Raw genomic sequence first — 11840 nt, forward strand, 5'->3', positions numbered from 1 at the left:
CCGTCCGGGGCTCGGCCAGAGACCGGATTAGCGCAGCACCTCGCGGACGGCGCGGGCGCCCTCCGCGGAGACGGCACGCGACGAATGGTGGCTGTCGACCCACTCGGCGATGCGCCGTCGCTCGGCGACGTCGGGTTCCGAACGCAGCACGCGTCGCATGGCGTCGGCCACGGCGTCGACCTCCCAGTCGACCCGGTCGCCGAGGCTCGCCTGCGCGACGCGGTCGCCCGCCGGACCCACGCCCGCGTAGATCACGGGTGCGCCGCACGCCCCAGCGACGAACGTCTTCGTCGCGAACGCGAAGTCGTAGCCGCGGCCGGGTCGCACCGAGGCGAGTCCTGCCGCTGCGCGGCCGAGCTCGGCGGCCACGGTCGCACCTGGGACGGTGCCGGGGAACTCGATCCGGTCGCCGCCCGCCGTCGATCGGGCGCGCGCCACCAGCGCGTCCCGCTCGGTGCCCGCGCCGAGCATTCGCAGACGTGCCCGGGGGAACTCCTCCGCGATCCGGAGGAACGCGTCGACGAAGACGCCGGCGCCTTGGATCTCGGACATCGTGCCCGCGTAGACGAGGACCGGCTCGACCCTCGCCGCCGTGGACGCGTCGAAGCGGAAGAGCGAGGTGTCCACGCCCGTGCCGACGATCCGGATGCGTTCCGGACGGACTCCGAGTTCGCCGACCTCGCGTGCGACGCCGTCCGACACCGCCAGCACGCGTGCGGCGCCCCGAAGCACCCATGATTCCACGGCGCGGAGCACGCGCACGACGACCGGGTTCACGCCGATGCCGCGTGCGGCGCTCGAGCTCACGTCGGCGGCGAAGTAGACGTACGGGACGCGCCGCAGGCGCGCCGCGATCCGGACCATGGCGCCCGTGGTCGGCGGCGGCTCGACCACGATCGCGTCGACGCGCCTCGGTCCCCACAAGCGGAACAGCAGGGGGACGTCGAAGCTGAGGTACTGCACGTAGCCGCGCACGGCGCCGCTCCGGTCGCGCAGCACCGGCCAACGGCGCACGCTCCTCGTCGACGGCACGCCGCCGCCGGGCGGTCGCGAGGTGAGCACGGTGACCTGGGCGCCGTCGGCCTCGAGCGCGTCGCGCAGGGCGGCGAGCCGGTAGGCGGCCGCACCGCCCTCGGGCGTGAAGATGCGCGAGGCGATGACGACGTGGCGTCCGGGATTCACTGCACCGGGACCGAGACCACTCGGTTCTCGCGCGCCGACTCGAGGACGGCCTCGGCGACGTGCAGCGTGGCGAGACCCTGCTCGAGCGTGACCACGTGCGATTCGCGACCGAGGATCGCGTCGCGGAAGGCCTCGTGCTCGACCCGGAGGGGTTCGCGCTTGGCGATCGCGAAGCGGATGACGGAGCCTTCGGAGACGCCGCGGAAGGCGGCGACCGAGTCCCACTCGGTGTCGATCGTGCCGTTCTCGTGGAAGGTCAGGTCGGCCGAGAGGGTATCCGCGACGAAGGCGCCGCGCTCGCCCGTGACGACCGTCACCCGCTCCTTCATCGGCGAGAGCCAGTTGACGAGGTGGTTCGTGATGACCCCGTTGGACAGCTGCCCGGTCACGGCGACCATGTCCTCGTGGGTCCGCCCGCTGCGCGCCGTCGTGCGGGCGTAGACCGAGGCGTAGGGGCTCTGCGCAAGCCACGCGGTCAGATCGATGTCGTGGGTCGCGAGGTCCTTCACGACGCCGACGTCGGCGATGCGGGCCGGGAACGGACCCTGTCGGCGCGTCGCGATCTGGTACACCTCGCCCAGCTCGCCCGCGGCGATGCGCGCGCGCAGGCTCAGCAGGGCCGGGTTGAACCGCTCGATGTGCCCGACGGCGCCGACGAGCTCGCGGCTGCGGAACGCGTGCACGACCCGCTCGCCCGCGGCCGAGTCGCTCGTGATGGGCTTCTCGATGAGGGCGTGCACGCCGGCTTCGGCCAGGCGCAGCGCGATCTCCTCGTGGAGGTAGGTCGGGACCGCCACCACCGCTGCGTCGATGCCGGCGTCGATGAGCGCCTCGACGTCGCCGTAGAGCGGCAGGTCGCCGGCCACGCCGTGGGGATCCCCCATGGCGTCGGCCACGGCGACGAGCTCGAAGCCGTCCACCTCACGGATGACGCGCGCGTGATGGCGGCCCATCATCCCGAGCCCGATGAGTCCGATCCGCAGGTCCGCCATCATGCACCCGCCTTCGCGAGGGCGTTGACCGCGGCAACGACGCGTTCGAGGTCGGCCTCGGAGAGCGACGGGTGGACGGGCAGGGAGAGCGCCTCGCGCGCCGCCCGCTCGGTCTCGGGCAGGTCGAGCTCGAGGTCGAACGACGGCAGCCGGTGGTTCGGGATGGGATAGTAGACGCCCGACCCGATCGCGTACTGCTCTCGCAGCGCGGCGGCGAAGCCTTCGCGGTCCTCGGGCACCCGGATCGTGTACTGGTGGTAGACGTGCTCAGCGCCGTCGGCGACCGGCGGGGTGACGACTGCCTCGAGGTTCGCGTCCAGGAAGGCCGCGTTCTGCCGACGGCGTTCGGTCCAGCCCCAGACCTTGGTGAGCTGCACCCGCCCGATCGCCGCGTGGATGTTCGTCATACGTGCGTTGAAGCCGACGACCTCGTTCTCGTACTGCTTCTCCATACCCTGGTTGCGCAGCAGCCGGAGCATGCGCTCGACGTCCGCGTCGTCGGTCGAGACCATTCCGCCCTCGCCGCTGGTCATGTTCTTCGTCGGGTAGAGGCTGAACATCGCGAACCGGCCGAAGGTGCCCGCGCGCCGGCCGTGCAGCGCGGCGCCGTGGGCCTGGGCGGCGTCCTCGAACAGTGCGAGCCCGTGCTCGTCGGCGAGGGCCTCGAAAGCGGGCATGTCGGCGGGGTGCCCGTACAGGTGCACCGGCATGATGCCCACGGTGCGCTCGGTGATCTTGGACGCGACATCTGCGGGGTCGAGGCAGAAGTGCGCCGACTCGATGTCGGCGAAGACCGGCGTCGCGCCCGTGAGTGCGACCGAGTTCGCCGTGGCGGCGAACGTGAAGGATGGGACGATGACCTCGTCGCCGGGCCCAACCCCTGCCGCGAGCAGGCCCAAGTGCTGCCCGGCGGTGCCGGAGTTCACGGCGACCACCGCGCGGCCGTCGAGCAGCGTGTCCGAGAACTCCTGCTCGAAGCTGGCGACCTCGGCGCCCTGCGCCAGCATGCCCGAGGCGAGCACCGCGTCGACCGCGGCACGCTCCTCGTCGCCCACGATGGGCTTCGCCGCCGGGATGAATTCGTTCGTCATGCGTCCAGTTCCCTCAGGGTCTCGCCGTCCTGTTCGAATCGTCGCCCGGTCGCCGGGCACGTCCACGCGCCGTCCGCCTCGACGAGCGGCACCCCCGCCGGGCCAACCCAGCCGATGCGGCGCGCGGGCACGCCGACGACGAGCGCGTAGTCGGGCACGTCCTTCGTCACGACGGCGCCGGCGGCGACGGTCGCCCAACGGCCGATCCGCACCGGGGCGACGCACACCGCGCGGGCCCCGATCGAGGCGCCGTCCTCGACGGTGACGCCCACGGGCTCCCAGTCCGACGCACTCTTGAGCGATCCGTCCGGGTTCACCGCACGCGGGTAGGTGTCGTTGGTGAACACCACCGCGGGGCCGACGAAGACGCCGTGGCCGAGGCGCGCCGGCTCATAGACCAGCGCCGCGTTCTGCACCTTGCAGTGGTCGCCCATGACGACGCCGGTGCCGATGTACGCCCCGCGTCCGATGATGCAGTCGGAGCCGATCCGCGCTTCCTCCCGCACCTGTGCCAGGTGCCAGACCTTGGTGCCCTCTCCGACGGATGCCGCGGGGGACACGTCCGCTCCGGGCGCGACAAACACCACTCCGGGTTCCTTTCAGGGTGATTCCGCTCCCGCAGACCCGCGGGGACGCCGGAGCGAATCTACCATGCGGACCTCGGGCAGCATCAGGAGCACCCAGACGACGAGGAACGCGGCCGCGGCCGCGAGCGCCCACCACCAGCCGGGGTCGAGGACGCCGAGGGCGATGATGAGCGCCGCCGCCCAGGTCACGCCGAGCGCGGCGCGCAGCGCCGTCCCGCCCCAGTGCATGCGCTCCGTCGCCCACACCCACGAGATCGGTCCGAGGCCGATGACCACGGCGCCGACGAGGTAGCCGAGCGCGACGCCGAGCACTCCGAGGCCCGGCACCAGCAGCCACGTCGCGGCGAGCCCGAGCACCATGCCCACGGCGCTGAGCAGTGCCGGGATCCGCACGCCCCGCCGGGTGCCCGCGCTCAGCGCGTTGACGGTGGCGACGTTGATGGTGACGAGGAACGTCGCCGCGAGCAGGATCACGAGGGGCCCGCGGGCGTCGGCGTAGCGCGCGCCGAAGAACAGCAGGACGATGGGCTCGGCCGCGACCGCGATCGCGCCGAAGATCGCTCCCATGACGGCCACGAGGCCGCGGCTCACGAGGTCCGTCTGCCGTCGTACCGAGGCCGCGTCCGCCCGACCGGTCGCCTGGGCCATCGTCGGGAACAGCACGAGCGAGAGCGACCGGGCGACCATCGACGCCGGGGTGGCGAGGGTGAGCGCGGCGGCGTACGCGCCGGCGGCGTCGGGCGTGCCCACCGAGCCCGCGATGACCATGCTCAGCTGCAGCAGGCCGGTGCTCGCGAGCGTGCCGAGCGTCGACCAGCCCGTGAAGCCGAGCATCTCGCGGCGGAGGTCCGCGGGCAGGGGGCTGCGGGCACCCGGGTGCCGTCGCGGGATGCCCGCGATCGCGTAGAGGGCGTACCCGACGGTGAGGGGGAGCAGCAGCAGCGCCGTCGCGCCGGCCAGGATCACCGCGAGCAGCAGCACGACGGCCGTGGTGGCGGCGATCGCGTCCCAGAGCGTCGCGCGACCGACCTGGTGCACGGCGAAGTGGAGCCCGCGGACGAAGCTGTACATGGCCCATGCGATCACGAGCGCGCCCACGAGCCCGGCCTGCAGTGCGTCGCCGGGCGCCAGCGACCACCACGAGAACGCCGCCGCCCCGAGCGCGAGCGGAACCGCGGCCGCCAACGAGACGATCGAGAGATGCCGGGCGATGGCGTGCACCGCCGTCTCGTCCCCGGCGCCGCGGGCGCGGGCGACGAACTTGGTCGCCGCCGCGGCCGTGCCGGTCGGCCACAGCAGGCTCGTGAACAGCGCGAGCGAGATGGCGCTGTTCGTCGCCGCGAGCAGCGCGGGAGTGAGCAGCCGGCCGATGAGGACGGAGTAGACGAACCGCACGAGCCCCTGGATCGCGACGCCGACGACCGAGAGCGCGCCGCGTCCGGCGAAGCCGCGCTCCTCGGGCCGATCGAGGTCGAAGCGGAACTGTCGGCTCATCGGTCCGTCGCGGGGTGCGCGTGCATGCCCCCAACGCTAATCGTTCACCTTCGGTGTGTCAGACTCGTAGTCATGCCGCGCACCTGGGTGGTCATCCCCATGTTCAACGAGGGCAGCGTCGTCGCATCCGTCATCGAAGAGGTCCGGAGGACCTTCCCCCACGTGGTCTGCGTGGACGACGGCAGTCGCGACGACTCCGCTGCCCGAGCCGAGGCCGCCGGCGCCGTAGTCGTGCGCCATCCCGTCAACCTCGGGCAGGGCGCGAGTCTCCAGACGGGGTTCTCGTACGCGCTGCGCGACCCCCGGACGACCGAGGTCGTGACGTTCGACGCCGACGGCCAGCACCAGGTCGCGGATGCGGTCGGCATGGTCCGGATGCTCCGCGAGGGCGACTACGACGTCGTGATCGGGTCGCGGTTCCTCGACGGGCGCACGACGGTCGGCGCGATCAAGCGCCTCGTGCTGAAGACCGCGGCGTGGTGGACCCGCGTCACGACCGGCATGGCCCTGACCGACGCGCACAACGGGCTGCGCGTCATCGACCGCGGGCTCCTCGAGCGCATCCGCATCCGCCAGAACCGGATGGCGCATGCCTCCGAGCTGGTCGACCAGATCGGCGAGCTCGACGCGAATTGGACCGAGTACCCGACCCACATCGTCTACACCGACTACTCGAAGTCGAAGGGGCAGTCACTGCTGAACTCGGTGAACATCCTCGTCGACCTGCTCTTCAAGTGAGGACCGTCCCGTGCTGATCGTCTTCCAGATCGCCGTCGCGATCGCCGTGCTCGTCGCCATCGCCTTCATGCTGCGCGGAGGCGGTGCGCGACACCAGGCCATCCGGCGCATCATCTTCCTCGCGTTCATCCTGATCGTCGCGTCGTCGGTGTTCTTCCCGCAGTTCTGGACCTGGCTGGCGAACCTCGTCGGGATCGGTCGCGGCGCCGACCTGATCACGTACCTGCTCGTCCTCACCTTCCTCGGCTACGTCGCCACGACGCACCGACGGTTCCGCTCCATCGAGAACGACGTGACCGAGCTCGCCCGGCAGATGGCGCTCGACCGGGCGCCCGCGCCGGACGAGTCCGACGCCCCGACGCGCCGCGACTGACGGCAGGCCCCACGCCTCGCGGGGTCTAGGGTGTGGGAGTCGGCGCGTCCCCGGCGGGGCGCGCCGACGGGGAACGAGGTGAGTCATGCGGGCCGGACGAGTGCTGACCGGATTGGTCGTGGGAGCAGTGATCGCCACCACGGCGACGGTCGCCGCGAACGCGGAGGACACCGTGGCGGGCTCGCCCCGCGCGTCGGGGACGTCGATCGACGTGCCCGGGTGGCGCGACACCCCGGGGGAGGCGCCCACCGACGAGTCCGACCTGACCGAGGAGCAGCGGCAGTACGAAGCGCACCTGCGGCTGCAGGCGGCCGAGGCGGATGTCGCGGAGCCGGGGACCGGCGATGCCGCGCGCTCGCTGCAGGGGTTCGACGAGACCGTGGCCGCCGCGGTCGGTGACGCGGTCGCCACCGCGAGCGCCGCCGCGGCGGCATCGGCCGGCGCGACCGTTGCGGCCTCGACAGCCGCCTCCGGCTTCACCGCGGGCAACCTCATCGTCGACGCCAACTTCTACAACGGCTCCGCGATGAGCGAGAGCCAGATCCAGTCGTTCCTGCAGTCCAAGGTCGGCACGTGCAAGAACTCGTACTGCCTCGCCAACTACAGGGTCGACACGCCCACGCGCACGTGGAGCTGGGGTACGTGCTCCACCTACACGGGCGGCGCCGCTGAGTCGGCCGCACGGATCATCTACAAGGTCCAGCGCGCGTGCAACATCAGCGCACGCGTCATCCTCGTCACGCTCGAGAAGGAGCAGTCGCTCGTCTCGGATCCCGATCCGGGCCTCGGGCAGATGCAGAAGGCCATGGGCTACGGCTGCCCGGACACGTCGGCCTGCGACAGCACGTACTACGGCTTCTTCAACCAGGTCTACGCGGCCGGCCGGCAGCTCACCTGGTACGGCGACCCGGACGGCTCGTTCACGTGGATCCGGGTCGGGTCGTCGAACCGCGTTCTCTACCACCCGGACGCTTCGCGTTGCGGCGGCTCCGACATCGTGGTCCAGAACCGGGCCACCGCGGCGCTCTACTACTACACGCCGTACCAGCCGAACACCGCGGCGCTCGCGAACCTCTACGGCACGGGCGACTCGTGCTCGAGCTACGGCAACCGGAACTTCTGGCGACTGCACCGCGACTGGTTCGGCGATCCGCGGGTCAAGCTCGACCTCCCTTGGACCCGGTTGGCGGGCGCCGACCGGTACGCCACGGCCGCCGCGGTCTCGAAAGCCACCTACCCGACGGCTGGCGTCCCCGTCGCCTACGTCGCGTCGGGCCTGGACTACCCCGACGCGCTGTCGGCCGCGCCCGCGGCGGCGGCGCAGGGCGGACCGCTTCTGCTGACGGGCCGGACCTCCCTGTCGTCGGCGACGGCCGCCGAACTCACGCGCCTGAAGCCCGCGAAGATCGTGGTGGTCGGCGGATCCGGGGTCGTCGGCAGCACGGTGCAGTCGGCGCTCGGGAAGATCGCTCCGACGACGAGGCTCGGGGGTGCCGACCGGTACGCGACGAGCCGGCTGATCGCCGACTACGCCTTCGGCAGCGCGTCGATCGCCTACGTGGCGACGGGCACCGGGTACGCCGACGCACTGTCGGCCGGCGCCGCTGCCGGCAAGGTCAAGGGGCCGATCGTGCTCGTTCCCGGACGCGCGAGCGGCGTGGACTCCGCCACGCGGAACCTCCTCACGTCGCTCAAGGTGGGCGAGGTCCGGATCGCGGGCGGTACGGCGGTGGTGTCCTCGGGGATCGAGTCGACGCTGAAGGCGTCATTCACGGTCAAGCGCTACGCGGGATCGGACCGCTACGCGACGAGCGCGGCCGTCGTGCGCGGCGCCTTCGGGAGCGGAGGCCCGGCGTACCTCGCCGCGGGCACCGCGTTCGCGGACGCGCTCGCGGGCGCCGCCGCGGCCGGCAGGACGGGTGCGCCGCTGCTGCTCACGCGTCCGACGTGCGTGCCGTCCCCGATCGCCTCCGCCATCCAGGACAAGGGCATCACGCAGCTCCGTCTGCTCGGCGGCGCCGCGGTCCTCTCCGATCGCGTGGCCCGGCTCACGCCCTGCTGAGCCACGGGGCCCTGCTCAGCGGCCGTCGAGCGCGGCGACGTAGGCCGCGAGCTGCTCGTCCTGATCGCGGGGATCGAACCCGACGGAGCGGATGCGATCGAGGTCGAAGTCGCTGTGTCGAGGCCGCGGGGCCATCGATCGCCCGGCACCGTACTCGATCGTGCTCGTCGACGAAACGCGATCGGGGTCCGCTCCGGACAGCTCGAAGACGCGCCGCGCGATATCGTGCCAGGAACGCACCGGCCCGCTGTTCGAGACGTGGTAGAGCCCACTGGGCGGACGGGTCTCGAGGAGGAAGCGGAGGGCGCGTGCGAGCTCGTCGGCGAACGTGAGTCGGCCGAACTGGTCGTCGACGACGGCGGGATCCACCCCGGTCCCGGCGAGGCGATGCATCGTGCGCACGAAGTTCGACCCCTCGCCCACGACCCAGCTCGTGCGCACCACGTAGTGCTCGGGGGCTGTGGCCGTGACGAGCTCTCCGGCAGCTTTGGTCTGCCCGTAGACGCCGAGCGGCGCGACCGGCTCGTCCTCGCGGTGGTCGGCCCGTTCCCCGTCGAAGACGTAGTCGGTGGAGACGCCGACGAGGAGGAGCCTGTGGGCGCGGGCCGCTTCGGCCAGGAGGCCGGGCGCCGTCGCGTTGACGCGCCAGGCGGTGGCCCGGCCGGCGTCCGTCTCCGCCCCGTCGACGTCGGTGAAGGCCGCGGCGTTGACGATCGCCGAGTACCGGGACCAGTCGTGCGCGGCCACGGCCGCGGCGTCGGCCAGGTCGAGGTCGACGCGCGTGAGGAAGACCGCCTCCGGCAGGACGGATCGGAGTGCGCGCCCGAGTTGACCGTCGCCGCCCACCACGACGGGCGGCCGAGGCGGCACGGGCGCCACCTGCTCGAGCCGCGGGTGCCGGCGATCCTTGTCCGAGATCTCCGCGCGATCGAGCGGAATCGGCCACGGCACCGCTGAGCGTTCATCTGCCAGGTTCAGGAACGTGTACTCCGCCTCGGGGCTCCAGTGCTCGTTCACGAGGTACGAGTACGCCGTGTCGGGGTCGAGGGTCTGGTAGGCGTTTCCGACGCCCCGGGGGACGAAGACCGCCCGATCAACGCCGATCTCGGCGGTGAAGACCGTGCCGAAGCCCTCGCCCTCGCGCAGGTCGACCCACGCGCCGAACACCCGCCCGGTCGCGACCGAGACCAGCTTGTCCCACGGTTCGGCGTGGATCCCGCGCGTCGTGCCGACGGCGTCGTTGAACGAGACGTTGTTCTGCACCGGCCCGAAGTCCGGCAGTCCGAGCGCGACCATCTTGCGTCGCTGCCAGTTCTCCTTGAACCAGCCGCGCGCGTCGCCGTGGACGGGGAGGTCGACGATGAGCAACCCGGCGATCGGCGTCTCCTCGATCCGGAGGTCGTGGGCTCCGCTCATCGACCGAGCTCCGCGTACCGCGCCTCCGCCGAGTCCTTCTGCGGCGCCCACCAGCTCTCGTTGGCGCGGTACCAGTCCACGGTCGCGCGGAGGCCGCTCTCGAAGTCTCGGAATCGAGGGGTCCAGCCGAGTTCGTCACGGAGCTTGGTCGAGTCGATCGCGTATCGCAGGTCGTGACCCGGCCGATCCGGCACGAGGTCGTAGTCGTCGCGCGGGTGTCCCATCGCCTCGAGGATCAGTTCGACGACCTCGCGGTTCGAGCGCTCGCCGTCGGCGCCGATGAGGTACGTCTCGCCGATCCGCCCGCGCTCGAGGATCGCGAGCACCGCGGAGGAATGATCGTCCGCGTGGATCCAGTCGCGCACGTTCTCACCCCGGCCGTAGAGCTTCGGGCGGACGCCGCGCAACACGTTCGTGATCTGACGCGGGATGAACTTCTCGACGTGCTGGTACGGCCCGTAGTTGTTCGAGCAGTTGCTGATCGTCGCGCGAAGCCCGAAGCTGCGCACCCACGCACGGACGAGCAGGTCCGACGCGGCCTTGGTCGACGAGTAGGGGCTCGACGGGTTGTACGGAGTGGATTCCGTGAAGCGGGCGGGATCGCCCAACTCGAGGTCGCCGTACACCTCGTCGGTCGAGATGTGGTGGAAGCGCGTGCCACGACGGCGCGCCGCTTCGATCAGCGTGTACGTCCCGATCACGTTGGTGTCGAGGAACGGTCGCGGGTCCGAGAGCGAGTTGTCGTTGTGCGATTCGGCGGCGTAGTGCACGATCGCGTCGTGCTCGCCGTCGAGCTCCCCGACGAGCCCGTCGACGAGTCCTGCGTCAGCGATGTCCCCCCGGACGAAGCGCACGCGCTCGGCCGGCAGGTCCTCGATGGATGCCAGGTTCCCGGCGTAGGTGAGCTTGTCCAGCACGATGACCGAGTGATCGGTCCGCTCGACGAGGTAGCGGACGAAGTTCGATCCGATGAATCCGGCGCCGCCGGTGACGAGCAGTCGGCTCACGAATGCATCCCCCGTTCCAGTAGTTCGAGCAGATACCGACCGTAGCCGGACTTGGCCAGTCCCTCTCCGCGCGTTCGGAGCTCGTCGTCGCTCAGCCAGCCCTGGCGCCAGCTCACCTCTTCCGGTGCGCCGACCTTCAGCCCCTGACGCCGTTCGAGCGTGCGCACGAAGTCGGCTGCGTCGGCCATCGAATCGAACGTGCCCGTGTCGAGCCACGCTGTTCCACGGGGGAGCACCTCGACCTGGAGGCGTCCCTGCCGGAGGTACGCGGTGTTCACGTCGGTGATCTCGAGTTCGCCGCGCGCCGAGGGCGTGAGGCCGCGGGCGATCTCGATGACGTCATTGTCGTAGAAGTACAGGCCGGGCACGGCGTAATTGCTCCGGGGCTCCGCGGGCTTCTCCTCGAGCGACAGCGCGCGCCCGTCATCGTCGAACTCGACGACGCCGTAGGCGGTCGGGTCGCTCACCCAGTAGGCGAACACCGCACCGCCGTCGAGGTCGGCGAACCTCGAGAGCCGGGAGCCCATCCCGGGGCCGTAGAAGATGTTGTCGCCGAGGACGAGCGCGACGGCGTCGTCCCCGATGAAGTCCGCGCCGATCACGAAGGCCTGGGCGAGCCCGTCCGGTCGATCCTGGACCGCATACGACAGTTCCACCCCGAACTGGGATCCGTCGCCCAGCAGGCGATGGAACTGCTCGGCGTCATGCGGCGTGGTGATCACCAGGATGTCCCGGATCCCCGCGAGCATCAGGGTCGACAAGGGGTAGTAGACCATCGGCTTGTCGTAGACCGGGATCAGCTGCTTGGAGATGCCGAGCGTGATCGGGTGCAGCCTGGTCCCGGAGCCTCCGGCGAGGATGATGCCTTTCACCCGACCATCTTGCCCTATGGACGTCA

The 11840-nt window shown here is 71.3% G+C and carries 11 protein-coding genes; 3 read left to right on the top strand and 8 right to left on the bottom strand.

Going from position 1 to position 11840, the window contains the following annotated elements; genetic code table 11:
• Window positions 1-27 precede the first annotated feature (27 nt).
• Genes ACFVHK_RS04070 through ACFVHK_RS04090 form a run of 5 tightly spaced genes read right to left on the bottom strand, consistent with a single transcriptional unit; the run spans window position 28 to window position 5346 of the window.
• A complete protein-coding gene (locus tag ACFVHK_RS04070; protein ID WP_376927722.1) occupies window positions 28-1182 on the bottom strand; it encodes a glycosyltransferase in 1155 nt (384 codons plus the stop codon).
• Window positions 1179-2174, bottom strand: a complete 996-nt coding sequence (locus ACFVHK_RS04075) for a Gfo/Idh/MocA family oxidoreductase (RefSeq protein WP_376927994.1) — start codon at window positions 2172-2174, stop codon at window positions 1179-1181. Before ACFVHK_RS04075 ends, ACFVHK_RS04070 begins: the two co-directional genes overlap by 4 nt.
• Complete coding sequence (locus ACFVHK_RS04080) at window positions 2174-3265, bottom strand: DegT/DnrJ/EryC1/StrS family aminotransferase (RefSeq protein WP_376927723.1); 1092 nt, start codon at window positions 3263-3265, stop codon at window positions 2174-2176. The genes ACFVHK_RS04075 and ACFVHK_RS04080 overlap by 1 nt, the downstream gene beginning before the upstream one ends.
• Window positions 3262-3849 carry an acyltransferase gene (locus ACFVHK_RS04085; protein ID WP_376927995.1) on the bottom strand — a complete coding sequence of 196 codons (588 nt, stop codon included), beginning with the start codon at window positions 3847-3849 and terminating at the stop codon, window positions 3262-3264. The genes ACFVHK_RS04080 and ACFVHK_RS04085 overlap by 4 nt, the downstream gene beginning before the upstream one ends.
• 15 nt (window positions 3850-3864) lie before the next feature.
• Window positions 3865-5346 carry a lipopolysaccharide biosynthesis protein gene (locus tag ACFVHK_RS04090; RefSeq protein WP_376927724.1) on the bottom strand — a complete coding sequence of 494 codons (1482 nt, stop codon included), beginning with the start codon at window positions 5344-5346 and terminating at the stop codon, window positions 3865-3867.
• A gap of 72 nt (window positions 5347-5418) precedes the next feature.
• Here ACFVHK_RS04090 and ACFVHK_RS04095 point away from each other — a divergent pair, with 72 nt between their 5' ends.
• The 3 genes from ACFVHK_RS04095 to ACFVHK_RS04105 all read left to right on the top strand — a co-directional run bounded on the left by ACFVHK_RS04095 (window position 5419) and on the right by ACFVHK_RS04105 (window position 8519).
• Entirely contained in the window at window positions 5419-6084 is a 666-nt protein-coding gene (locus ACFVHK_RS04095) for a glycosyltransferase family 2 protein (RefSeq protein ID WP_376927725.1), read from the top strand.
• A gap of 10 nt (window positions 6085-6094) precedes the next feature.
• Window positions 6095-6457 carry a DUF2304 domain-containing protein gene (locus ACFVHK_RS04100; protein ID WP_376927726.1) on the top strand — a complete coding sequence of 121 codons (363 nt, stop codon included), beginning with the start codon at window positions 6095-6097 and terminating at the stop codon, window positions 6455-6457.
• Window positions 6458-6542: 85 nt separating this feature from the next.
• Complete coding sequence (locus tag ACFVHK_RS04105) at window positions 6543-8519, top strand: cell wall-binding repeat-containing protein (protein ID WP_376927727.1); 1977 nt, start codon at window positions 6543-6545, stop codon at window positions 8517-8519.
• 15 nt (window positions 8520-8534) lie between these two features.
• Here ACFVHK_RS04105 and ACFVHK_RS04110 read toward each other — a convergent pair whose 3' ends face one another.
• The 3 genes from ACFVHK_RS04110 to rfbA are packed head-to-tail and all read right to left on the bottom strand — an operon-like array spanning window position 8535 to window position 11814.
• Window positions 8535-9935 (bottom strand): sugar nucleotide-binding protein, encoded by a 1401-nt coding sequence (locus tag ACFVHK_RS04110; protein ID WP_376927728.1) that lies wholly within the window; start codon window positions 9933-9935, stop codon window positions 8535-8537.
• Window positions 9932-10942 carry a dTDP-glucose 4,6-dehydratase gene (gene rfbB / locus ACFVHK_RS04115; RefSeq protein WP_376927729.1) on the bottom strand — a complete coding sequence of 337 codons (1011 nt, stop codon included), beginning with the start codon at window positions 10940-10942 and terminating at the stop codon, window positions 9932-9934. The genes ACFVHK_RS04110 and rfbB overlap by 4 nt, the downstream gene beginning before the upstream one ends.
• Complete coding sequence (rfbA, locus tag ACFVHK_RS04120) at window positions 10939-11814, bottom strand: glucose-1-phosphate thymidylyltransferase RfbA (RefSeq protein WP_376927730.1); 876 nt, start codon at window positions 11812-11814, stop codon at window positions 10939-10941. The genes rfbB and rfbA overlap by 4 nt, the downstream gene beginning before the upstream one ends.
• Between the last annotated feature and the right edge of the window lie 26 nt (window positions 11815-11840).

It is taken from the genome of Agromyces binzhouensis (genome assembly GCF_042672355.1).
Lineage (GTDB): Bacteria > Actinomycetota > Actinomycetes > Actinomycetales > Microbacteriaceae > Agromyces > Agromyces binzhouensis.

Excerpts from the sequence above, each read along its gene's own strand:
- ACFVHK_RS04075 (WP_376927994.1), bottom strand. The coding sequence starts at position 2,174 with ATGGCGGACCTGCGGATCGGACTCATCGGGCTCGGGATGATGGGCCGC.
- ACFVHK_RS04080 (WP_376927723.1), bottom strand. The coding sequence starts at position 3,265 with ATGACGAACGAATTCATCCCGGCGGCGAAGCCCATCGTGGGCGACGAG.
- ACFVHK_RS04090 (WP_376927724.1), bottom strand. The coding sequence starts at position 5,346 with ATGAGCCGACAGTTCCGCTTCGACCTCGATCGGCCCGAGGAGCGCGGC.
- ACFVHK_RS04095 (WP_376927725.1), top strand. The coding sequence starts at position 5,419 with ATGCCGCGCACCTGGGTGGTCATCCCCATGTTCAACGAGGGCAGCGTC.
- ACFVHK_RS04105 (WP_376927727.1), top strand. The coding sequence starts at position 6,543 with ATGCGGGCCGGACGAGTGCTGACCGGATTGGTCGTGGGAGCAGTGATC.
- ACFVHK_RS04110 (WP_376927728.1), bottom strand. The coding sequence starts at position 9,935 with ATGAGCGGAGCCCACGACCTCCGGATCGAGGAGACGCCGATCGCCGGG.